Annotated in this window: 15 protein-coding genes; 10 read left to right on the top strand and 5 right to left on the bottom strand. The window is 72.6% G+C overall.

Annotated elements, in window-relative coordinates:
* Positions 1–33: 33 nt before the first annotated feature.
* The 5 genes from AC3RJ7_RS13705 to AC3RJ7_RS13685 all read left to right on the top strand — a co-directional run bounded on the left by AC3RJ7_RS13705 (position 34) and on the right by AC3RJ7_RS13685 (position 6801).
* Positions 34–786, top strand: a complete 753-nt coding sequence (locus AC3RJ7_RS13705) for a cytochrome c biogenesis CcdA family protein (RefSeq protein ID WP_491456409.1) — start codon at positions 34–36, stop codon at positions 784–786.
* Positions 764–2581 carry a cytochrome c biogenesis protein ResB gene (gene resB, locus AC3RJ7_RS13700; RefSeq protein ID WP_491456408.1) on the top strand — a complete coding sequence of 606 codons (1818 nt, stop codon included), beginning with the start codon at positions 764–766 and terminating at the stop codon, positions 2579–2581. The genes AC3RJ7_RS13705 and resB overlap by 23 nt, the downstream gene beginning before the upstream one ends.
* A gap of 54 nt (positions 2582–2635) precedes the next feature.
* Entirely contained in the window at positions 2636–3688 is a 1053-nt protein-coding gene (gene ccsB / locus AC3RJ7_RS13695) for a c-type cytochrome biogenesis protein CcsB (RefSeq protein WP_491456960.1), read from the top strand.
* A gap of 173 nt (positions 3689–3861) precedes the next feature.
* Positions 3862–6444: a helix-turn-helix transcriptional regulator gene (locus AC3RJ7_RS13690; RefSeq protein WP_491456407.1), complete on the top strand. Its 2583-nt coding sequence runs from the start codon at positions 3862–3864 to the stop codon at positions 6442–6444.
* Positions 6445–6561: 117 nt separating this feature from the next.
* Positions 6562–6801, top strand: a complete 240-nt coding sequence (locus tag AC3RJ7_RS13685) for a hypothetical protein (protein ID WP_491456406.1) — start codon at positions 6562–6564, stop codon at positions 6799–6801.
* Between the two features lie 105 nt (positions 6802–6906).
* Here the strand turns inward: AC3RJ7_RS13685 and AC3RJ7_RS13680 are convergent, their stop codons facing one another.
* Complete coding sequence (locus tag AC3RJ7_RS13680) at positions 6907–7926, bottom strand: cell wall-binding repeat-containing protein (RefSeq protein WP_491456405.1); 1020 nt, start codon at positions 7924–7926, stop codon at positions 6907–6909.
* A 357-nt stretch (positions 7927–8283) separates the two neighbouring features.
* Here AC3RJ7_RS13680 and pulA point away from each other — a divergent pair, with 357 nt between their 5' ends.
* The gene (gene pulA, locus AC3RJ7_RS13675) at positions 8284–14382 is read left to right on the top strand and encodes a pullulanase-type alpha-1,6-glucosidase (protein WP_491456404.1); all 6099 of its coding nucleotides are present in this window, start codon (positions 8284–8286) and stop codon (positions 14380–14382) included.
* Positions 14383–14529: 147 nt separating this feature from the next.
* On the opposite strand, the gene AC3RJ7_RS13670 is transcribed toward pulA, so the two are convergent.
* Together AC3RJ7_RS13670 and AC3RJ7_RS13665 are read right to left on the bottom strand one after the other, a co-directional pair.
* Positions 14530–14946: a hypothetical protein gene (locus AC3RJ7_RS13670; RefSeq protein ID WP_491456403.1), complete on the bottom strand. Its 417-nt coding sequence runs from the start codon at positions 14944–14946 to the stop codon at positions 14530–14532.
* Between the two features lie 302 nt (positions 14947–15248).
* Positions 15249–16454 carry an MFS transporter gene (locus tag AC3RJ7_RS13665; protein WP_491456402.1) on the bottom strand — a complete coding sequence of 402 codons (1206 nt, stop codon included), beginning with the start codon at positions 16452–16454 and terminating at the stop codon, positions 15249–15251.
* A 59-nt stretch (positions 16455–16513) separates the two neighbouring features.
* Here AC3RJ7_RS13665 and AC3RJ7_RS13660 point away from each other — a divergent pair, with 59 nt between their 5' ends.
* A complete protein-coding gene (locus tag AC3RJ7_RS13660; RefSeq protein WP_491456401.1) occupies positions 16514–16876 on the top strand; it encodes a MerR family transcriptional regulator in 363 nt (120 codons plus the stop codon).
* Between the two features lie 137 nt (positions 16877–17013).
* On the opposite strand, the gene AC3RJ7_RS13655 is transcribed toward AC3RJ7_RS13660, so the two are convergent.
* Positions 17014–18027, bottom strand: coding sequence for a cell wall-binding repeat-containing protein (locus AC3RJ7_RS13655; protein WP_491456400.1), 1014 nt, complete (start codon positions 18025–18027; stop codon positions 17014–17016).
* A gap of 76 nt (positions 18028–18103) precedes the next feature.
* A complete protein-coding gene (locus AC3RJ7_RS13650) occupies positions 18104–19114 on the bottom strand; it encodes an o-succinylbenzoate synthase (RefSeq protein ID WP_491456399.1) in 1011 nt (336 codons plus the stop codon).
* Positions 19115–19161: 47 nt separating this feature from the next.
* On the opposite strand from AC3RJ7_RS13650, the gene AC3RJ7_RS13645 reads away from it, so the two are divergent.
* The 3 genes from AC3RJ7_RS13645 to AC3RJ7_RS13635 are packed head-to-tail and all read left to right on the top strand — an operon-like array spanning position 19162 to position 21622.
* Positions 19162–19371 carry a hypothetical protein gene (locus AC3RJ7_RS13645; RefSeq protein WP_491456398.1) on the top strand — a complete coding sequence of 70 codons (210 nt, stop codon included), beginning with the start codon at positions 19162–19164 and terminating at the stop codon, positions 19369–19371.
* 51 nt (positions 19372–19422) lie between these two features.
* Entirely contained in the window at positions 19423–20361 is a 939-nt protein-coding gene (locus AC3RJ7_RS13640) for a 1,4-dihydroxy-2-naphthoyl-CoA synthase (RefSeq protein WP_491456397.1), read from the top strand.
* Positions 20362–20374: 13 nt separating this feature from the next.
* Positions 20375–21622: an AMP-binding protein gene (locus AC3RJ7_RS13635; RefSeq protein ID WP_491456396.1), complete on the top strand. Its 1248-nt coding sequence runs from the start codon at positions 20375–20377 to the stop codon at positions 21620–21622.
* Positions 21623–22397 lie beyond the last annotated feature (775 nt).

The raw sequence follows: 22397 nt of genomic DNA, 5'->3' as shown, positions 1-22397 counted from the left end.
TCTCGTCGCGGCGCCCCGCAGGCAGGACGCCTGATGTCGCCGGGGGAACTCGTCTACAGCGGCCAACTCCTCGTCGCCGTGCCGATCGCGCTCGCGGCGGGCGTCATCTCGTTCCTCTCGCCCTGCGTCCTCCCGCTGGTTCCGGGGTACCTCGGCTACATCGGCGGGTTCACGGATGCCTCGGCCGACGCCGCGACCGAGCGCCGCAATCGCCGTCGGCTGCTCCTGGGCGTGCTGCTCTTCGTCGCCGGCTTCACGGTCGTGTTCCTCATCTACGCGGCCCTCGCCGGTGCCGCGGGCGCATGGCTGCGCGCCTGGCAGGACCCGATCACCCGCGTGCTCGGTGTCGTGCTCATCGGCATGGGCCTCGTCTTCATCGGCCAGTTCACCTTCATGCAGCGCCAGTTCAAGCCGAGCTGGCGCCCGGCGACCGGGCTCGCAGGTGCGCCGCTCCTCGGCGTCGTCTTCGGCCTCGGCTGGACCCCCTGCATCGGCCCCGCGCTCGCCGCGGTGCTCACGCTGAGCCTCAACAGCGAGTCGGTCGGCCGGGGCGTCGTGCTCGGCCTCGCGTACTGCATCGGCCTCGGCATCCCCTTCCTCCTCGTCGCGTTCGGCTTCGGCTGGATGACGGGGTCGCTGGCGTTCCTGCGCCGGCACATCCGCACCATCAACCTCATCGGCGGCGGCCTGCTCATCGTGATCGGCCTGATCATGGTGTCGGGCCTCTGGACCGCCTGGATGAGCGACCTGCAGGGAGTGATGAGTGGCATCGACCTCGTCCTCTGACACCCACGGCGTCGACCCACTGCGGCCGGCCGATCACATCGACTCGCCCGAGCCCGAGGCGCTCGCCCCGGGCGACGGCGGCGACGGCATCGCCCAGCCGAAGCTCGGCTTCGTCGGCTGGCTGCGCTTCGGCTGGCGGCAGCTCACGAGCATGCGCACGGCGATCCTGCTGCTGCTGCTCCTCGCGATCGCCGCGGTGCCCGGATCGCTCGTGCCGCAGCGTTCGAGCGACCCGAACGGCGTCACCCAGTACTTCACCGACAACCCCGACCTCGCGCCGGTGCTCGACCGGTTCCAGATGTTCGACGTCTACACGTCCGCCTGGTTCTCGGCCGTGTACCTGCTGCTGTTCGTGTCGCTCATCGGGTGCATCATCCCGCGCACGAAGCACCACTTCGAGGCGCTCCGCGCCCGGCCGCCGCGCACCCCGGCCCGGCTGAACCGACTCGCCGGCTACACCGAGCGGGCCCTCCCCGACGGCGTCGACGCCGAGACGGCGGTGGCCGAGGCATCCAAGATGCTGAAGCAGCAGGGGTACCGCGTCGAGCCGTACGAGCTGCGGGGCGACCCGAGCGTGTCGGCCGAGCGCGGCTACCTGCGCGAGACCGGCAACCTCGTGTTCCACACGGCGATGCTCGGCGTGCTCGTCGCCGTCGGCGTCGGCGGCGGGTTCGGCTTCGCCGGCCAGCGCGTCATCGTCGAGGGGCAGTCGTTCGTCAACACGCTCGCCGCGTTCGACTCGTTCAACCCCGGCCGCTTCTTCAGCGACAGCGAACTCGACCCGTACAAGCTCTCGCTCGGCGAGCTCGACGCCGTGTACGAGACGCAGAACCAGGACGCGCTCGGCCAGCCCATCGACTTCACCGCTCACGTCACCGTGACCGACCAGTCGGACGCCGTGGAGGAGGGCGCGGTCAAGGTCAACGACCCGCTGCGCACCCATGGCACCGACGTGTACCTGCTCGGCAACGGCTACGCGCCGCACATCGTCGTGCGCGACCCGTCGGGCGAGGTGGTCTTCGACGACGCCGTGCCGTTCCTGCCGCAGGACGCGAACCTGTTCTCGATCGGTGTCGTCAAGGTGACCGACGGGCTCGACGACCAGCTCGGCATGATCGGCCTCTTCTACCCGACGCAGGAGACGATGGACAACGGGGCGTCGGCCTCGACGTATCCCGACCTCGTCTACCCCGTGCTGTCGCTCACGGTCTACGAGGGCGACCTCGGCATCGACGCCGGCAAGCCGACCTCGGTCTACACGCTCGACCCGTCGGACATGACGCAGCTCAACGGGCGCAACACCGACGTCGCCTCGATCGAACTCATGCCCGGCCAGGTCACCGAGCTGCCCGGCGGGCGCGGCACGGTCGAGTTCGTCGACGACAGCGACGGGGCCGCCCCGGCGGCCGAGGTCGCGGCCGACCGCACCGACGCGGTGCCGACCGACGACCGCGCGTTCGACACGGCGGTGAAGCGGTTCGCGTCGTTCGACATCCACCACGACCCGACGCAGGGCTGGGTCCTCGTGTTCGCGATCCTCATCCTCGGCGGGCTGCTGCTCTCGCTCTTCGTGCCGCGCCGCCGCATGTGGATGAAGGTCGCCACGCGCCGCGACGGCACCCGCGTGCTCGAGTTCGCCGGGCTCGCCCGCGGCGAGGACCCGAACCTCGAGCAGGCGGTCGCGGCGTTCGCCGACCGGCTCGCCGGGCCCGTGCCCGACGACACCGACGACGCGGCGCCCGCATCGGCCGCCGCCGCCGAATCCCCAGACGACACCGCGAAACCCACGACGTAAGGTAGTCACGTGCCCACCCTCGACGAACTCTCGGTCCTCTGCGTCTACTCGGCGATGGCCGTGTACGCGATCGCGTTCATCGCCTACGCGATCGACCTCGCGAAGCGCGGCGCCGCGGCTTCGGCGGCGGCCGATGCGGCGGTGGATGCCTCGGGCGACGCCGCCGCCGCGACGGGCGAGCGCGAGCGCGTGGGCGTGCTGCAGGCGGCTGCCGCCGCGAAGGCGTCGACCGCTGCTCCGACTCCGGCCGAGGCATCCGGCTCGACCGATGCGGCTGCGGCGGGCGGTCGCCGCTCGCGCTGGAAGAGCGCCCTCGACGACGGCGCGACCGTCGACTACGGTCGTTCGCCCGCGCTGCGCGTCGCCGTCGCGATGACGGTCGTCGCGTGGCTCCTGCACCTCACGGCCGACGTGCTGCGCGGCCTCGCCGCCGAGCGGGTGCCGTGGGCGAACATGTACGAGTTCGCGCTCACCGGCACGCTCGTCATCACGACCGTGTACCTCGTCGTGCTGCTGTTCGCCAAGCACGACCTGCGGTTCCTCGGCACGTTCGTCACCGGGCTCGTGCTCATCCTGCTCGGCGTCGCGACCGTGAACTTCTACGTCTCGGTCGTGCCGCTGCCGCCGGCCCTGCAGTCGGCGTGGCTCGTCATCCACGTGTTCGTCGCGACCGCGTCGGTCGGGTTCTTCGCACTGAGCTTCGCGCTCTCGGTCGTGCAGCTCATGCAGGCGCGGCGCGAGGCGATCGTCGCGCGCGCCGAGTCGGTGAAGAAGAGCTTCCTCGCGACGCTGCCCGACTCGGCGACCCTCGAGACGCTCGCCTACCGGGTGACGATCATCGGCTTCATCCTCTGGACGTTCACGCTCATGGCGGGCGCCATCTGGGCCGAGCGCGCCTGGGGCCGCTACTGGGGCTGGGACACCAAGGAGGTGTGGACCTTCATCATCTGGGTGGTCTACGCCGGGTACATCCACGCGCGCGCGACGCGCGGCTGGCGCGGTTCGCGGTCGGCCTGGCTCGCGATCATCGGCTTCTCGACGGTGCTCTTCAACTTCACCGTCGTCAACCTCTTCTTCAAGGGCCTGCACGCGTACTCGGGGCTCTGAGCCCGGGCCGCGCGTCGCGCCCCGTCCCGGGGGCTGATCACCCGCCGCGCATTCTCGAGTCGCCGAAAAGTGCTCTTCGTCCCGAGATGAGCAGCACCTTTCGGCGACTCGCGCGATGAAGCCTCAGGGTGGGCACGGTTGCGGTGCGGGGCGACCGGGAGCACGATCGCTGCATGGGCAGGGAGCTGCTCGAGCGCGATCGTGAGCTCGACGAGCTGCGCGCCGCGGCGAGCGACGCGTCGATGGGGCGCGGCCGGGTGGTGCTGCTGCACGGCGAGGCGGGCATCGGCAAGTCGAGCCTCGTGAACGCGCTCCGGGCCGATCCGCCCGGTGGCGTGCGCGTGCTGCTCGGGGCGTGCGACGACATGTCGACGCCCCGACCGCTGGGGCCGCTGCGCGACCTGGAGTCGGCCGTCGGCCCGCGGCTCGGCGAGGCGCTGCGCACGGGTGAACGCGAAGAGGTCTTCGCGGCCCTCCGTGACGAGCTGTCGGATGCCTCGGGCACGGTGCTCGTCATCGAAGACGTGCACTGGGCGGACGAGGCGACGCTCGACGCGCTGCGGTTCCTCGCGCGGCGTATCGACGAACTGCCGGCCGCCCTCGTCGTGACCTATCGCGACGAACTCGACCGCGACCACCCGCTCGGGAGGCTGCTCGGCGACCTCGGTCACGGCGACCGGGTCGGCCGGCTCGCGCCGCACCGGCTGAGCCCCGGCGCCGTCGACGCGCTCATCGCGGGCAGCGGGCTCGACGCCGACCGCGTGTTCGCGACGACCGCGGGCAACCCCTACTTCGTGAGCGAGGTCATCGCGTCGGCCGACGAAGCGGGTGTGCCGCGGACGGTCGTCGACGCCGTCACGGGGCGGCTGCGACGGCTCGACGTGCTCACGCAGGACCACGTCGAGCAGCTGGCCGTCGTGCCGTCGGCCGTCGACCCGGCGCTGCTCGGGCGGCTCGTGCCCGGCGGAGCGGGTGCGCTCCGCGCGGCCGAGGAGGGCGGCCTCCTCGACGTCAGGCCCGACGGTGTGCGGTTCCGGCACGAACTCACGCGCCGGGCCGTCGTCGACGCGCTGCCCGCCTCACGGAGGATCGAGCTCGAGCGCGCCGTGCTCGCCGCACTGCTCGATTCAGGCACGGCCGATCCGGCGAGGCTCGTGCACCACGCCGGGGCCGCCGGCGACATCGACGCGATCGTGGCGTGGGCGCCGCGCGCGGCACGCGACGCCGCGGCGTCGGGTGCGCATCGCCAGGCGGCCGAGCACTATCGCGCGGCGCTCGACCACCGCGACCGGTACCCGGCGGACGAGCTCGTCGAGCTCCACGAGGGGTACGCGATCGAGTCGTACACCGTCGGCGCGTCGCACGCGGCGGTGGTCGCCCAGACCAGGGCGGTCGCGCTGCGACGGGAGCTCGGCGACGCACGACGGCTCGGCGCGAGCCTGCGGTGGCTCTCGCGGTTCGACTGGTTCGACGGGCTCCGCTTCGACGCCGAGGCCGCCGCGCGCGAGGCGTCCGCCGTGCTCGCCGACGTGGGCGACGAGAGCCTCCACGCGATGGCCCTCAGCAACGAGGCGCAGCTCGCGCTGCTCGCGCACGACACGAGCCGGGCGCTCGACCTCGCGGGGCGGGCGATCGAGATCTCGCGCCGCACGGGCGATCGTCGAGTGCTCTCGCACGCGCTCAACAACCACGGCACTGGACTGCTGTTCGTCGGTGACGACGACGGCGTCGGCGAGCTCCTCGAGGCGGCCGAGGCGGCGCTCGGCATCGACGACATCGAAGACGCCGCGCGTGCGTTCGTCAACCTCGTCTGGGCGCTCCTCGACCAGTACCGCCTCGCCGACGCCGAACGGCACCTCACCCGCGCGCTCGAGCTGACCGAGCGGTCGGAGTTCATCGGGTTCGCGACGTACCAGCGCATGGAGCAGGCACGGCTCGACCTCGCCCGCGCCCGTTGGGACGACGCGCTCGCACGGGTCGACCCGCCGCCCGACATGCCGCACGCCCGCTGCGTCGCGCTCACGGTGACCGGCACCGTGGGTCTCCGGCGCGGCGACGACGGCGCCGACGCGATCCTCGACGAAGCGCACCGGCTCGCCGCACAGCTCGGCGAGCTGCAGCGGCGCGGACCGGTGGCGGCCGCCAGGGCCGAGGCCGCGCTGCTCCGCGGCGACCCCGATGCGGCACGGGAGATCGCGCGACCCGAGTTCGAGGTGGCCGACCGCCGCGACGCCCGGGCGCTGCGCGCGGAGCTGGCGTACGTGCTGCGGCGCGCCGGCGACGAGGTCGACGTGGCCGACGACGACCCGCACCCGTTCGCGATCCAGGCGCGCGGCGACTGGCGCCGCGCCGCCGAGGCGTGGCGAGCCGCCGGCGCGCCGTACCACGAGGCATCCGCGCTCGCCGAGAGCCCCCACGAAGCCGACGTCCTCGAGGCGCTCGCGATCCTCGACCGGATCGGCGCCGTGCCGCTCGCCCGGCGGGTCAGGGCCGACCTCCGCGACCGGGGCGTCCGCAGCATCCCGCGCGGTCCTTCGAGTCTCACCCGCCGTAACCCCGACGGCCTGACCGATCGGCAGCTCGACGTGCTGCGGCTGCTCGCCGACGGGCTCACGAACGCCGAGATCGCCGATCGTCTCGTGGTCTCGGTGCGCACGGTCGACAGCCATGTCGCGGCGGTGCTCGCGAAGCTCGGCGTCGCGTCGCGGCAGGAGGCCGTGCGGATCGCCGAGGACCGCGACCTGCTCTCGTCGTGATCTCGGTAGCGAGTGCGGCTGATCTCGGTAGCGCTCGCCGATTCCCCGTCGGGCGCCGCGCGGTGGGATGGTCTCACGGCCCGCGGATGGCGGGCACGTGAACGACAGGGGATCATCATGGACACCGCACTCGCCGCATCCGCATCGACGGCGATCCGCCCGGCCCGCCGCTCGACGCTGCTCGGATGGATGGCACGGCGCCTCTCCGAGTTCCGTGCGACGCGCACCGCGGCTGCGCACGAGCACGAGCACGAGCTCGAGCACGAGGAACTGGCGCGGCGGCACCAGCTGCGGCAGGAGGCGCGGCGGCTGCGCGAGGAGCAGTTCCGCGCCGGCGCGTTCGCCCGGCTGCTCTGAGTGTCGAGGGCGATGGCCGGCGCACGACTCGACCGGCACGGCGAACGGCGCCGCACCCACGGGTGCGGCGCCGTTCCTCGTCGCGGTTGCGCCGCGACGACCGGATCAGCTGCAGACGCGCAGCTTCGCGACGTCGTCGGTGAGCACGCCCTTGCCGCCGAGCAGCAGGAGGTACTCGGGCTGCGCCTTCGTGATCGAGTCCTTCACGGCCTTCGGCACGCAGTTGCGCTCGACGAGGAAGATCGGCGCGCCGATCGTGCCGGCGAGTGCCCCGCCTGAGAGGGCATCGGCGTAGCCGGTGCCGACCGCGAGGAACGCGACGTCGTACTGGTCGGCGAACAGCCAGTCGTTGAGCGCGACCGCGGTCGCGTAGCGGTCGGCACCCGAGATCCGCGTCGTGTCGGGGTCGGTGAAGCTCGCGGCGACCTGCCTGCCGATGCCCGACGAGACCGCTCCGGTGCCTCCGGCGATGAGAGCCCAGTCCGTGCGGGTGGCGGCGAGCGTCTGCTTCGTCGCGGCGTCGAGCGACGAGCGCTTGCCGTCGACGAGCACGATCGGCCCGGCGCCGACGGCGAGCGGGGTCGCGGCGAGCGCGTCGGGGAAGTCGCGCCCGGTCGCGAGCAGGTCGTAGACGGCGGGCTCGTCGTCGGCCCCGTAGAAGTACTGCGCGATCTTGCGGCTCGTCGCGTAGCGATCGGCACCCGCGAGGCGCTCCACCGGGGCGTGCGCGGCGAGCTGCGTGGCGACCGAGGCGCTGACCGCACCGGTTCCGCCGGCGATGATGATGCGGTCGGGGTCGAGCCGCTCGATCTGGGCGGCGACGCCGGCCGGGATCGCGTTCCGGCGGACGAGCAGGAGCGGGCTGGACAGCTCGGCTGCGAGGGCCGCGACGCTCAGCGCGTCGGGGAAGGCCTCGCCGGTCGCGATCACGACGGCGTCGGTGCCGGCCGGGTACTGCGCCGCGATCGTGACGGCCGTCTGGTAGCGGTCGGTGCCGCCGAGACGGGTCACCCCGGGCTCCCAGACGGCCGCCGAGGCCGGGGCGACGGCGGTCATGGTGACGGCGGCCGCGGTGAGGAGCGCGGCGGCGGTCGCGGCGAGGCGGCGGGAACGGGTTCGGGTCATGTGCTGCTTCCGATCGGTGGTGTGGCGCCCGTCGATCGCGCCGCAGGCAGCATAGGTCCTGCGCGGGCGGGGTGCGATGGGGAGAGGTGCCCATGCGGGGCGGGCCGGGGCGGCCCAGGGCAGCCCGGGCCGGACCGCGGTGACGTCGGTACGCGTCCCCTTCGTTCGGGCGCTCCTCGGCCGACCCACGAACCCATGATTCTGGCAGCGTTTGCACGGTGCCGAGCAGCAGGAATCCGGCGATCATGTCGCGACGAGACATCCGCATTGCAAACGCTTGCATTAACGGCGCGAGCGCTGCTACCTTCGCGAGCAGTGTCGGTGGCACGAGGTCGTGCCGGGAATCGGGAGTCAAGGATGACGCAACGCGCGCTCGCTCGCAGGTGGTTCGCCTCAGCGCTGGTGGGAGGGCTCGCCGTCACGGCGCTGAGCTTCGCCCCCGGTCTCGGCCTCAGCGCGGCGGCGGCCGACGACCGCAGCTTCGCCCTCGTCGGCAGCCTGCAGTCCGAGCTCGGCTGCGCCGGCGACTGGGCGCCCGACTGCGCCGAGACCGAGCTCGCGCCGACGGCGACCGCGGGCGTCTACGCCGCCGAGTTCACGGTGCCGGCCGGCTCCTGGGAGTACAAGGTCGCCGTGAACGACTCGTGGGACGAGGCGTACGGGCTCAACGGCGGCGGCGACAACATCCCGCTGACCGTGGCGGGAGACACGGCCGTTCGGGTCGTCTTCGACGACAACCTCAAGAAGGTCGGCCTCGAGCTGACGGAGGCCGCCATGCGCGGCGCCTATGACGAGGCATCCGATGCCGATCTCGTCGCCGCACCCGTGCGCCAGCCCGGCAGCGAAGAGACGTTCTACTTCGTGATGACCGACCGCTTCGCGAACGGCGACCCCGCGAACGACCAGGGCGGCCTCACGGGCGACCGGCTCGCCACGGGCTTCGACCCCACCGACAAGGGCTTCTACCAGGGCGGCGACCTCGCAGGCCTGCGGTCGAAGCTCGACTACATCGAGGGGCTCGGCACGACCGCGATCTGGCTCACCCCGAGCTTCAAGAACCGCCCCGTGCAGGGCGAGGGTGCGAACGCGAGCGCCGGCTACCACGGCTACTGGGTCACCGACTTCACCCAGATCGACCCGCACCTCGGCACGAACGCCGAGCTCGAGGCGCTCATCGACGACGCGCACGACCGCGGCATCAAGGTCTACTTCGACATCATCACGAACCACACCGCCGACGTCATCGACTACGAGGAGCAGCAGTACTCGTACATCGACCAGGCGACGAGCCCGTACCGCGACGCGTCCGGCGCGGAGTTCGACCCGGCCGACTTCGCGGGTGCCGACTCGGGTGCCGACTTCCCGGCCCTCGACGCGGCGACGAGCTTCCCGTACACGCCGACGATCCCGGCCGCCGACGCCGACCTCAAGGTGCCGGCGTGGCTCAACGACCCGACGCTGTACCACAACCGCGGCGACTCGACGTGGGAGGGCGAGTCGGTCACCTACGGCGACTTCGTCGGCCTCGACGACCTCATGACCGAGCACCCGACCGTCGTGAACGGCTTCGTCGACGTCTACGACACGTGGATCGACCTCGGCATCGACGGCTTCCGCATCGACACCGCGAAGCACGTGAACTTCGAGTTCTGGGAGCAGTGGGCGACCGAGGTGCTCGCCTACGCGCACGCCGCCGGCAACGACGACTTCTTCATGTTCGGCGAGGTCTACGACGCCGACCCCAAGAAGCTGAGCCCCTACGTGCGCGACACCGACATGAGCTCGGTGCTCGACTTCACGTTCCAATCGCAGGCGGTGAGCTTCGCCGCCGGCAACTCGGCGAAGAACCTGCAGTCGCTCTTCGCGGGCGACGACTACTACACGACGCCCGACTCGTCGGCGACCGCCCTGCCGACGTTCCTCGGCAACCACGACATGGGTCGCGTCGGCTCCTTCCTGCAGTCGACCGACGCCCCGCTCGAGCGCGACGTCCTCGCGCACGAACTGATGTTCCTCACCCGCGGCCAGCCCGTCGTCTACTACGGCGACGAGCAGGGCTTCGCCGGTCCCGGCGGCGACAAGGACGCGCGCCAGTCGCTCTTCGCGAGCCAGGTCGCCGAGTACCAGAACCAGCAGCTCGTGACGGGCGAGCAGGCGGGCAGCGTCGACCGCTACGGCACGGATGCGCCGCTCTACGAGCACATCGCCGCGCTCTCGGAGCTGCGGCAGGCGCACGCAGCGCTCGCCACCGGCGCGCAGATCGAGCGCTACGTCGATGACGGCGCCGGCGTCTACGCCTTCAGCCGGGTCGACCGCACGGAGAAGATCGAGTACCTCGTGGCGGCCAACAACGCGAACGAGGCCCGCACGGTGAACGTGCCCACGCTCACGAATGACGGCGCGTTCGCGCCGCTCTACGGCACCGACGGGCCGGCGGTCGTCGCCGACGCGGACGGTGTCGTCTCCGTCGAGGTGCCCGCGCGCGGCGCCGTCGTGCTGCGCGCCGACCGGGAGGTGAGCGCGCCCGAGGCGGCGCCCGCGATCGCCGTCGCGTCGCCCGCCGCCGGCGCCGGCGTGACCGGCGTGAGCGCCGTCGCCGCCGACGTCGACGACTCGACCTGGCAGGAGACGAGCTTCGCCTGGCGCGTCGCCGGTGCGACGGGCGACGACGCGTGGCACCTCCTCGGCACCGCCGAGGACACGAGCCCGCGGGTGTTCCACGACACGAAGGGCCTCGCGAAGGGCACGCTCCTCGAGTACCGCGCGATCTCGACCGACGCCGCGGGCAACCGCTCGGCGGCCTCGACGTACGCAAGCGTCGGCAACGCCGTGAACCTCGCCGACGGCGGCGAGGAGCCCGAGCAGCCGATCGACCTCGTCACGGTGCCGGGTTCGCACAACAGCGAGATGGGCTGCGCCGGCGACTGGACGCCGGGCTGCGAGGCCGCGAAGCTCACGCTGCGCGCCGACGGCATCTACTCGGGCACCTTCGACGTGCCCGCCGGCGACTACGAGTACAAGGTCGCGCTCAACGGCAGCTGGGACGTCAACTACGGCGCGAACGGCGAGCAGAACGGCGGCAACATCGCCTACTCGACCGACGGCACGAAGCCGATCACGTTCTACTGGAACCCCGAGACGCACGTCGTCTCGTCGACCGCCGAAGGCCCCGTCGTCACGCTGCCCGGCAGCTTCCAGCAGGAGATCGGCTGCCCCGGTGACTGGGCGCCCGACTGCCTCGCCTCGCTCATGCAGGACGGCGACAAGGACGGCGTCTACACGTTCGCGACCACGAAGATCCCCGACGGCTCGTACGAGGTGAAGGTCGCGCACGGCCTCAGCTGGGACGAGAACTACGGCGTCGGCGGCGCTCCGGGCGGCGCGAACTACACGTTCAGCGCGACGGGCGGCAAGCTCGTCGAGTTCCGGTACACGCTCGCGACGCACGTGCTCGAGATCGTCGTCTCCGACCCGCCGCTCGCGGGCACGGGCCAGTCGCGCGCGCACTGGGTCGACGAGGACACCCTCGCCTGGCCGGCCGACCTGCTCGGCGGCGCGGCGGCGCAGGATGCCTCGTGGTCGATCGAGCACGCGGCCGACGCGGGCCTCGACGTGGCCGACGGCGCCGTGACCGGCGGCGGCGAAGCGGTCGAGCTCGCGCTCGATCCCGATGGGCTCACCGACGCGCAGCTCGAGCGCTTCCCCGCGCTGAAGGGTTCCCTCGCGCTGCAACCGGTCGGACTCGACCGCAGCGACGTCGCGGGGCTCCTCACCGAGCAGCTCGCCGTCGCGCAGCGGGTCGGCGACGACCTGACCGCGTTCACGGGCGTGCAGGTGCCCGGCGTGCTCGACGACCTCTACGCTGGTGCGCTCGCCGACGAGACGCTCGGCACGCACTGGTCGGGCAGCGGCGACGCCGCCGCGGCGACCGCGACCGTCTGGGCGCCGACCGCGCAGTCGGTGCAGCTCGAGCGATGGGCGGCCGGTGCCGACGCGGGTGCAGAGCCCGAGCTCCTCGACGCGACGTTCGACGCCGAGACCGGCGCCTGGTCCGTGCCCGAGGCATCCCTCGCGAAGGGAGACGAGTACCGTTGGCGCGTCGAGGTGTACGCGCCCACGACGGGGAAGATCGAGACGAACTCGGTCACCGACCCGTACTCCGTAGCCCTTACGACGAATTCGGCGCGCACCGTCGTCGTCGACCTCGACGACCCGGCCCTCGCGCCCGAGCAGTGGGCGGAGACCCCGGCTCCGATCGTCGAGCGCCCGGTCGACCGGGCGATCTACGAGCTGCACGTGCGCGACTTCTCGATCGGCGACGAGACCGTGCCCGAGGCCGAGCGCGGCACCTACCGCGCCTTCACGCGCGACTCGGCCGGCACGGCGCAACTGCGCGAACTCGCCGACGCGGGCATCAACACGGTGCACCTGCTGCCGACGTTCGACCTCGCCACGATCGAGGAGCGCCGCGACGCGCAGGCCGTGCCCGACTGCGACCTCGCCTCGTACGGGCCCGCCTCGGCCGAGCAGCAGGCGTGCATCCAGCAGGTGCGCGACGCCGATGGCTTCAACTGGGGCTACGACCCGTACCACTACCAGGCGCCCGAGGGCTCGTACGCCGTCGACGCCGAGGGCGGCGCGCGCGTCGCGGAGTTCCGCGAGATGGTCGGCGCGCTGCACGCCGACGGCCTGCAGGTCGTGCTCGACGAGGTGTACAACCACACCGCCGAGGCGGGCCAGGGCGGCAAGAGCGTGCTCGACCGCATCGTGCCCGGCTACTACCAGCGGCTCAACGCCGTCGGCGCGGTCGAGACCTCGACGTGCTGCCAGAACGTCGCGACCGAGCACGAGGCGGCGCAGAAGCTCATGGTCGACTCGGTCGTGCTGTGGGCTCGCGAGTACAAGGTCGACGGGTTCCGCTTCGACCTCATGGGCCACCACTCGAAGGAGAACATGCTTGCCGTGCGCGCCGCGCTCGACGAGCTCACCCTCGAGCAGGACGGAGTCGACGGCAAGGCCGTCTACCTCTACGGCGAGGGCTGGAACTTCGGCGAGGTCGCGAACAACGCGCTCTTCGAGCAGGCGACCCAGGGCCAGCTCGGCGGCACCGGCATCGGCACCTTCAACGACCGGCTGCGCGACGCCGTGCACGGCGGCAGCCCCGTCGACGGCTCGTCGACGTTCCAGCAGGGCTTCGGCACGGGCCTCGGCACCGACCCCAACGGGCGACCGGGCACCCCGTCGCAGGCCGACCAGCTCGCCGACCTCGGGCACCAGACCGACCTCGTGAAGCTCGGCCTCGCGGGCAACCTGCGCGCCTACGAGCTCGAGGATGCCTCGGGCGAGACGGTGCGCGGCGACGAGCTCGACTACCGCGGCGCGCCCGCAGGCTACGCCGACGAGCCCGACGAGGTCATCAACTACGTCGACGCCCACGACAACGAGACGCTCTACGACCTCTCGGTGTTCAAGCTGCCGCAGGACACCCCGATGGCCGACCGCGTGCGCATGAACACGCTGTCGCTCGCGACGGTGACGCTCTCGCAGTCGCCCTCGTTCTGGCACGCCGGCACCGAGCTGCTGCGCTCGAAGTCGCTCGACCGCAACAGCTACAACTCGGGCGACTGGTTCAACCGGATCGACTGGACCGGTCAGGAGTCGACCTTCGGCTCGGGCCTGCCGGGCGAGGCGGACAACGGCGGCAAGTGGTCGATCATGGAGCCGCTCCTGGCCGACCCCGCGCTGAAGCCCACCGCCGCAGACATGGCCGCCGCCGAGGCATCCGCGCTCGACCTGCTGCGCGTGCGCTCGTCGGTCGACCTGCTGCAGCTGGGCTCCGCGGAGCTCATCGACCAGAAGGTGTCGTTCCCGAACTCGGGACCCGACGCGACGCCCGGCGTGATCGTCATGCAGGTCGACGACCTCGTGGGCGATGACGTCGACCCCGAGCTCGAGGGCGCCCTGGTCGTGTTCAACGCGTCGCCGTCGGCGGTGTCGGAGCGCGTCACCGGGCTCGCCGGCCGCGACTTCGCGCTCGCCGAGGCGCAGGCGTCGGGCTCCGACGCGGTCGTGAAGCAGACGACGTGGGATGCCTCGACCGGGACGGTCACCGTGCCCGCTCGGAGCGTCGCCGTGCTGGTCGACGAGCAGCCGCCGCCCGCGGTCGCGACGATCGCCGTCGGTGCGCCGAGCAAGTCGCTCGCGAAGGCCGGCTCGGTCGTGAAGTACGTCGGCAAGGTCGTCGCGGTCGACGGCTCGGCGCCGGTCGGCACCTTCGCGATCTACGAGGGCGACACGAAGCTCGCCGAGCTCGTGCTCGCCGCCGGCGACGACGGCCGCGTGAACGTCAAGCTGCCGAAGCTGCCCGCGGGGCTGCACCTCCTGCGCGGCGAGTTCACCGGCGGAGACGGTTACGCGAACTCGTCGACCATGCCAGTGCCGCTCGTGCTCTGGTAGTCGCCGCGCTGGTCGAGTAGCGCTCGACGAAGTCGGACGCGTATCGAAACCCCGTGAGCCGGTCTCGAGACAGGTCACCGGGTTTCGATACGCGTCGCGCTGCGCGCGGCGCTACTCAACCGGCGGGACGGGCTACGCCGCGACTCGTCAGAACGGCATCTCGACGCCGCACTCCGCGAAGCTGCCGACGATGTCGTCGCCGTGCGCGGCGAAGACCTCGTCGATGCCCGAGCCGTCGCCGGCCTTGTCGGCGTGCGGGTTGTTCGAGGCGATCGTGCCGTCCTGGCCGACGGCACCCTTCACCATGATCGTGAACGACGTCGGCGCCCCGGTGGCGGCGTACGCGTCGAGCACGCACTCGGCGTCGGCCTCGGGCAGGCCGGCGGTGAGCTCCTCGACATGCACGGTCAGCCAGGACTGCGAGTTCGACGCGCCGGCGTTGCCCTGCTCCGAGCGGTTCGGGTTGAAACACTCGTGCGCGAAGGCGGCGGTGCCGCTCGCGAGCACGCCCGCCGCGGCGAGCGCGACGCCCGCACCGATCGTGGTCATGGTCTTCTTGAACATCTGGTCTCCTTCGGGTGGAAATCGGTTCGTGCGGGCGCGGCGCGCACGCACGATCTCCACCGTCGCGGGTCGGGCGGCGCCGGACATCGGTGTGCACCCTGAATCCCGGTGGCGTTCGACCCGGATGCTGCACCCAGTGCTGGGGGTTGACGCCGACGCCCGTCGAGCCTCATGGGACGAGTAGGCGCGAAGCGCCGTGACTCCCGTCGATCGAGTAGGCGCGAAGCGTCGTGACCCCGTCGGTCGAGTAGGCGCGAAGCGCCGTATCGAGACCACGCCCCGTCAGCGTCCACGGCCTGCGATCAGCGCAGCGGCGCGAACGCGGCCCGCGAGGTCGCGGCGATGAGCGCGGCGATCGCGACGAGCGCGAGCGCCACCCAGGGCAGTGCGGCGACGCCCGTCGCCTCGAGCACGAGGCCGCCGATGAAGGCGCCGACCGCGATCGAGCCGTTCCAGGTCGCGACGACCATCGACTGCGCGACGTCGGCGGCACTGCCCGCGATCCGCGCGGGAGCGGACTGCAGCAGCGTCGGCGCACCGCCGTAGGCGACACCCCACAGCGCGACCGCGGCGTACACGGCGATCGGCTCGGCGGCGAGGCATCCGATCGTGATCATCGCCGTGCCGAGCGCAGCGGCGGCGACGAGCACCATGGTGCGCAGGTGCCGGTCGACCAGTGCGCCGGAGACGAGCACGCCCGCGACCGCGAACACGCCGAACACGAGCAGCACGACATCGAGGTGCGCGTCGAGGCCGGCCGGCACCGTCAGCGGGGCGATGTAGGTGTACGCGACGTTGTGGGCGAGCACGAAGGCCGCGGTCGTCGCGAGCACGGCGACGAGTCCGGGCAGCCGCAGCACGGCGCGGAGTCCGGGCGGCCGGGAGCCGGCCCGCTCGCCGGGGAACGCGGGCAGCGCGACCGCCGCCCACACGGCGAGCACGAGCGCGAGTCCCGCGAGCACGGCGAACGCGGCCCGCCAGCCGAGCGCCGCGCCGAGGGTCGTCGCGATCGGCAGGCCGAAGGCGAAGGCGAGCGGTGTGCCGACCATCGCGACCGACAGCGCACGGCCCGAGTGCTCGGGCTCGACCATGCGCATGGCGTAGCCGGCGGCGATCGCCCAGAGGAGCCCGGCGAGCATGCCGCCGATCGTGCGCGCCACGAGGATCGTCGTGTAGTCGCCGGCGATCGCGGTGACGCCGCTGACGAGCGCGAAGCCCACCACGAGCGAGAGCAGCAGGCGCTTGCGCGGCACCGCACGGGTGAGGGCGGTCAGGGGGATGGCCGTCACCGCCGTCGTGACCGCGTACGCGGCCACGAGCCATCCGATCTGGGCCTCGGTGACGCCGAGGTCGGCGCTCATCTGCGGCAGCAGTCCGGCCGGCATGATCTCGGTGACGACGCCGACGAAGACGATCGAGGCGAGCGCGAGCAGGCCGTTGTAGGGGAGTCGCGCCCGCCGGGGCGGGCTGTCGACGACGGGAGCTGAAGCGGTGATCGGAGAAGCCATGGCGCCAGTGTCGAACCTTGACACTAGTGTTAAGGTCAAGTCGATCTCGAGGAGGCGCCATGCGCATCGGTGAACTCGCCGCGCAGACCGGGGTGTCGACCCGGCTGCTCCGCTACTACGAGGCCCAAGGCCTCATCACGTCGACGCGAGAGAGCAACGGCTACCGCGACTACCCCGAGGGGGCGCTCGAACGGGTCGGGCAGGTGCGCGATCTCATCGACGCGGGCATCCCGACCGCGGTGATCCTCGACATGCTCCCGTGCCTCGCGAGCGTCGCCGACCCCGAGACGCCCGTCATCCAGCGGGCGTTGGCCGAGTCGCTCGCCGAGCGACGGGCGCAGCTCGACCAGCGCATCGGATGCCTCGCCAAGAACCGCGACGCGATCACGGCCTACCTCGAGCGCGCCACGATCACGGGCTGAGCGGCTGCCGCCGGTCGAGTAGGCGCGCAGCGCCGCCGCCGGTCGAGTAGGCGCGCAGCGCCGTATCGAGACCACGCCCCGGAATCGACGAGGGGCCGCGGCGAATCGCCGCGACCCCTCGATCGGTGAGCCCGAGATCAGGCGCAGCGCTTGAGCCTCGCCACGTTGTCGCTGAGCACGCCCTTGCCGCCGAGCAGCACGATCTTCGCGGGCTGGGCCTTGTTGAGCGAGTCGAGCACGACACCGGGCACGCACGTGCTCTGGACGAGGAAGAGCGGGCCCTTCTTCGCCGCAAGGGGGCCACCGGCGAGGGCGTCGGCGTAGTTCTTGCCGACGGCGAGGTAGGCGACGTCGTAGTCCTCGGGGAACTGGAGGCCGTTGAGCTTCGCGGCCGTGGCGTACCGATCGGCTCCCGAGACGCGGAGGACGTCCGCTGGGTCCATCATGCCCTTGAGCTGGCGCTCGATGCCGGAGGAGACGGCTCCCGTGCCGCCGATGATCGCCGAGACGTAGATGTCGTGCTGGTCCATGGCCGTCTTCGTCGCGGCGTCGAGCGACGAGCGGCGTCCGTCGACGAGGATCACCGGGGCGCCGTTGTCGGCGGCCACGGGCCCGGCCGTGAGGGCGTCGGCGAAGTCCCGACCGGTGGCGACGAACTGGGCGCCGTCTTCCCAGATGGGGTAGTAGTCGGCCATGCGACGGCTGGTCTCGTAGCGGTCGGCGCCGGAGACGCGATCGACCGGGGCGAGCTTCGCGAGCTGGGATTCGACGGTCCTGCTCACCGCGCCCGTACCGCCGGCGATGACGATGGTTCGGGGCTTCAGGCGCTTGATCTCCGTGACCACGCCGGCCGGGATCGTGTTCTTCTGGACGAGCAGGAGGGGCGAGTCGAGCGCGCCGGCCAGCCACGAGGCGCTGAGCGCGTCGGGGAAGGCCTCGCCGGTCGCGATGAAGACCCGCGGCCGGTCAGTGGGGAACTTCTTCGAGATCGAGAGCGCCGTCTGGTACCGGTCGGAGCCGGAGAGGCGCTCGACCTGCGGGGTCCAGGCCGCGGTCGCGGGAGCGGCCGGTCCCACGATGGTGCCGGCGAGGGCGGCGACCGCTGCGGCGGCGGCGAACAGTAGGGTGAGACGTCGTCGTGGTGAAGTCATCGATGGCTTTCGTGTCGGAAATCGGCAGACTCGGCAAACCTAACCGACGGTGCCGGTTATGCCCGCATTCGGGGGGTCACCGCGCGTCGCGCAGCAGCACCTCGTGGCAGCGGCCGACGCGTTCCATCCACCAGTCGACCCGGTCCTCGGAGGCGGCGTAGCGGTCGAGCAGCGCGGGGTCGGGAACGACCCGCCGCACCCCGATCGACCCGCCCTCGGCGAGGAGCGGCGCCCCCGTGACATCCGCCGCCAGCAGCGACGCGGTGCCGAGCCCGCAGTCGAACTCGAGCGTGGGCACCGACGCCGCCAACCGCGCGCCCATGGCGAGCCCGACGCTCGTGTCGAGCGCACTCGAGACGACGACGGGCAGGCCCGCCTCGGCGACGATCGCGAGCGCCCGGCGGATGCCGCCGAGCGGCTGCGCCTTGATCACGAGGAGGTCGGCGGCGCCGGCCTCGGCGACCGCGAGCGGGTCGTCGGCGCGGCGCACGCTCTCGTCGGCCGCGATCGGGATGCCCATGTACTTCGTGCGCCGGCGGATCTCGGCGAGCTCGTCGACCGTCGCGCACGGCTGCTCGACGTACTCGAGGTCGAACGGCGCGAGCGCGTGGATGGCGTGCTCGGCCTCGTCGATGTTCCAGCCGCCGTTCGCGTCGACGCGAACGCGCCCCTCGGGGCCGAGGGCCTCGCGCACGGCGCGCACGCGCGCGACGTCCTGCGCGAGCGTCTGGTCGGAGCCCGCGACCTTCACCTTCGCCGTGCGGCAGCCGGCGAACCGTGCGAGCACCGCGGGCACGCTGTCGGGGTCGACGGCCGGCACGGTCGCGTTCACCGGGATTCGGTCGCGCAGGGCGGGCGGCGGCGCGTTCCAGCCGTAGTCGATCGCCGCGGCCAGCCAGGCGGATGCCTCGTCGTCGTCGTACTCGGCGAACGGGCTGAACTCGGTCCATCCCTCGGGGCCCTCGACGAGCATCGCCTCGCGCACGTCGATGCCGCGGAACCGGGTCACGAGCGGCAGCGCCACGACCCGTGCGGTGGCGAGCAGGTCATCGAGCGCGGGAAGTGCAGCGGGGGCGGTCGGCGGCATGGGCCAAGTCTGGCATCCGGCGCAGCGGCGCGAATAGGGTGGAACGCATGGGTGAAGGCGGCATCGACGAGATCGGGCTCCAGACGACCGAGGTGCCCGCGGAGTCGACGGGCCGCAACCTCGCGATCGGCATCGGCGGCATCCTCGTCGTCATCGCGGCGGCGATCCCGCTCGTATGGGGCGCACTCACCGTCGGAACCATGGCGTACGCGCTCGTGACGGGCATGCTCGCCGGGGCGACGGGCACCGGGGTCTGACGGCGCTGCCGCCGTGGGCCGCGCGCGGCGAGGCCGAATAGGCTGGACGGCATGAGCGCCGAGGTCTCCGAACTGTTCGATCCGAGCGCGTGGGCCGATGCTCCGGCCGCGGCGTCGTTCACCGACATCACCTACCACCACTCGCTCGACGGCCGGATCGCGCGCATCGCGTTCGACCGGCCCGAGGTGCGCAACGCCTTCCGGCCGCACACGGTCGACGAGCTCTACCGCGCCCTGGAGGACGCGCGGACGAACCCGCGCATCGGCGTCGTGCTGCTGACGGGCAACGGCCCGAGCCCGAAGGACGGCGGCTGGGCGTTCTGCTCCGGCGGCGACCAGCGCATCCGCGGCCGCGACGGGTACAAGTACTCCGACGCCGAGACCGCGATCGTCGACGGCGCGGGCGGCACGGCCGACCCGCACGGGCACGCCGCGGTCGGGCGGCTGCACATCCTCGAGGTGCAGCGGCTCATCCGGTTCATGCCGAAGGTCGTTATCGCAGTCGTGCCCGGCTGGGCGGCGGGCGGCGGCCACTCGCTGCACGTGGTCTGCGACCTGACGATCGCGTCGCGCGAGCACGGGCGCTTCAAGCAGACCGACGCCGACGTCGGTTCCTTCGATGCCGGTTACGGCTCGGCGTACTTCGCGCGCCAGATCGGGCAGAAGTTCGCGCGCGAGGTGTTCTTCCTCGCCGAGGAGTACTCGGCCGACCGCGCCTACGAGATGGGCGCCGTCAACCGGGTCGTGCCGCACGCCGAGCTCGAGCGCGAGGCGATCGCGATGGCCCGCACGATCCTCACGAAGTCGCCGACCGCGATCCGCATGCTGAAGTTCGCGTTCAACGCGGTCGACGACGGCATGGTCGGGCAGCAGGTCTTCGCCGGCGAGGCGACCCGGCTCGCCTACGGCACCGACGAGGCGGTCGAAGGTCGCGACTCGTTCCTCGAGAAGCGCGACCCCGACTGGGGACCCTATCCGTGGCACTTCTGACTCGGCCGGTTACATGAAACCGCTCGTGCAGGTTACGGCGTCGGATGTCTCGGCGCTGACCGTCGCGCTCGCCGAGGCGCTCGCCGGCGGCCCGGCCGTCTGGCCCGTGCCCGCTGTCTCCGCCGGGCCCGCCGTGGAGGGCGGCGAGCGCTCCGGCGATCGTCCCGGCGAGGTCGGCGACCGGGTCGCGCTCGTCGTGGAGACGAGCGGGTCGACCGCCCGGCCGAAGCGCGTCGTGCTGTCGGCCGACGCGCTCGAGGCGAGCGCCCATGCCACCCACGACGCACTGGGCGGGCCGGGGCAGTGGCTGCTCGCCCTGCCGGGCCACTACATCGCCGGCGCGCAGGTGCTCGTGCGGGGCATCCTCGCCGGCACCGAGACGATCGTGCTCGGCGGCGGAGCCGACGGTTCAGCAGCCGACGGCGCGTTCCGACCTGCCGCATTCGCCGAGGCATCCGCCCGCATGCTGCCCGACGTGCCGCACTACACGTCGCTCGTGCCGGTGCAGCTCGGACGGGTCGTCGAGGCGGCCGAGCGCGACGCGTTCATCGCGGCGGCGTTGCGGTCGTTCGACGCGATCCTCGTCGGCGGGCAGGCGCTCGGCGCCGACGTCGCGGCCCGTGCCGACGCGCTCGGCGCGCGCATCGTGCGCACGTACGGCTCGAGCGAGACCGCGGGCGGCTGCGTGTACGACGGGGAGCCGATCGGCGACACCCGGATCCGCTTCGTCGACGCGTCGGGCCGCCCCGGCCGGAGCGGCACGATCGAGCTCAGCGGCTCGAGCCTGGCCGACGGCTACCTCGACGACCTCGAGCGCACCGCGTCGGCCTTCGTCGTCGACCGCGGCGTGCGCTGGTACCGAACCGGCGACCTCGGCGAACTCGACGAGGCGACCGGCCGGCTGCGCGTGCGCGGACGCGCCGACGACGTCATGATCTCGGGCGGCGTGAAGGTCGTGCTCGGTGAGGTCGAGCGAGCAGTGCGCCGCCTGCCGGGCTACGGCGACGCCGTCGTCGTCGCGGTGTCGGACGCGGAGTGGGGCGAGCGCGCGGCGGTGGTCGTGAGCGCGGGCACGGTGGGCGTCGTGGTCGGCGATGAGGAGTTCGAGCTCGGGCGCCTCCGCGAGACGACGGATGCTTCGGGCCTCGGCCCGGCGGCGCGACCCGTGCGGATCGTGGTCGCCGACCCCTGGCCGCTGCTCGCCTCGGGCAAGCCCGACCGTCGTGCCCTCGCGGCGCTCGCGGGCGCCGCGATCAGCTGATCGGGGCTCGCCCTCCGGGTCGCCCGTCGGACGAGGGGGCTGCGCCCCACGGCCCCGGCCCCGGCCCCGTGGTCCGGCCCCGTGGCCGACGCGAACCGCGGGGCCGGAGCCCGACCGACGAGAGCCGCCGTGCGGGGCCCCGGCCGACGAGAGCCGCGGGCCCGAGCCCGGCCGACGAGAACCGCGGCGCTCGACCCCGGCCGCCGCGAGCCGCCGCGTCCGAGCCCGGCCGACGAGAGCCGCCGCGTCCGACCCCGGCCGACGACAACCGCCGCGCGGGGCCCCGGCGGACGAGAGCCGCGGGCGCGAGCCCGGTCGACGACAGCCACCGCGTGGGGTCTCGGTCGACGAGAACTGCCGTGGGGGCCCGACCGACGCGAACCGCGGGGCTCGACCGCGAGTCTCCATGAAGTGCTCTTCCCTCTTCCGCGAACGACACTTTGTGGCGAGTGGCGAGTGGCGAGTGGCGCCCGCACCGCCGAGTCTCCGAAAAGTGCTCTTCACCGCTCGGCGAAGCGCATTTTTCGGCGACTCGCACTCGGTGGAGCGCGATCTTCGGCGACTCGCGCCCGGGACGGGTGGCGCTCGACCCCGCGTGTCGCGTGATCCCGGCGCCCGGCGCCCCGCCCGCGCGAGGCGCCCGCGCCTGCGCCGGGGGTGTCGTGTGATCGGGGTGCCCGGCGAGGTGTGGTGGTCGACCGGGGGTGTCGTGTGATCGGGGTGCCCGGCGAGGTGTGGTGGTCGACCGGGGGTGTCGTGTGATCGGGGTGCCCGG

It is taken from the genome of Agromyces solani, assembly GCF_058349925.1.
This window is presented reverse-complemented; position numbering and strand designations above follow the sequence as displayed.

What these genes read in the sequence shown, in the direction of transcription:
- AC3RJ7_RS13680 (WP_491456405.1), bottom strand. Translation starts at nt 7,926, where the DNA reads ATGACCCGAACCCGTTCCCGCCGCCTCGCCGCGACCGCCGCCGCGCTC.
- AC3RJ7_RS13705 (WP_491456409.1), top strand. Translation starts at nt 34, where the DNA reads ATGTCGCCGGGGGAACTCGTCTACAGCGGCCAACTCCTCGTCGCCGTG.
- AC3RJ7_RS13665 (WP_491456402.1), bottom strand. Translation starts at nt 16,454, where the DNA reads ATGGCTTCTCCGATCACCGCTTCAGCTCCCGTCGTCGACAGCCCGCCC.
- AC3RJ7_RS13640 (WP_491456397.1), top strand. Translation starts at nt 19,423, where the DNA reads ATGAGCGCCGAGGTCTCCGAACTGTTCGATCCGAGCGCGTGGGCCGAT.
- pulA (WP_491456404.1), top strand. Translation starts at nt 8,284, where the DNA reads ATGACGCAACGCGCGCTCGCTCGCAGGTGGTTCGCCTCAGCGCTGGTG.
- AC3RJ7_RS13655 (WP_491456400.1), bottom strand. Translation starts at nt 18,027, where the DNA reads ATGACTTCACCACGACGACGTCTCACCCTACTGTTCGCCGCCGCCGCA.
- AC3RJ7_RS13690 (WP_491456407.1), top strand. Translation starts at nt 3,862, where the DNA reads ATGGGCAGGGAGCTGCTCGAGCGCGATCGTGAGCTCGACGAGCTGCGC.
- AC3RJ7_RS13670 (WP_491456403.1), bottom strand. Translation starts at nt 14,946, where the DNA reads ATGTTCAAGAAGACCATGACCACGATCGGTGCGGGCGTCGCGCTCGCC.
- AC3RJ7_RS13650 (WP_491456399.1), bottom strand. Translation starts at nt 19,114, where the DNA reads ATGCCGCCGACCGCCCCCGCTGCACTTCCCGCGCTCGATGACCTGCTC.
- ccsB (WP_491456960.1), top strand. Translation starts at nt 2,636, where the DNA reads ATGGCCGTGTACGCGATCGCGTTCATCGCCTACGCGATCGACCTCGCG.
- AC3RJ7_RS13660 (WP_491456401.1), top strand. Translation starts at nt 16,514, where the DNA reads ATGCGCATCGGTGAACTCGCCGCGCAGACCGGGGTGTCGACCCGGCTG.
- AC3RJ7_RS13645 (WP_491456398.1), top strand. Translation starts at nt 19,162, where the DNA reads ATGGGTGAAGGCGGCATCGACGAGATCGGGCTCCAGACGACCGAGGTG.
- AC3RJ7_RS13685 (WP_491456406.1), top strand. Translation starts at nt 6,562, where the DNA reads ATGGACACCGCACTCGCCGCATCCGCATCGACGGCGATCCGCCCGGCC.
- AC3RJ7_RS13635 (WP_491456396.1), top strand. Translation starts at nt 20,375, where the DNA reads ATGAAACCGCTCGTGCAGGTTACGGCGTCGGATGTCTCGGCGCTGACC.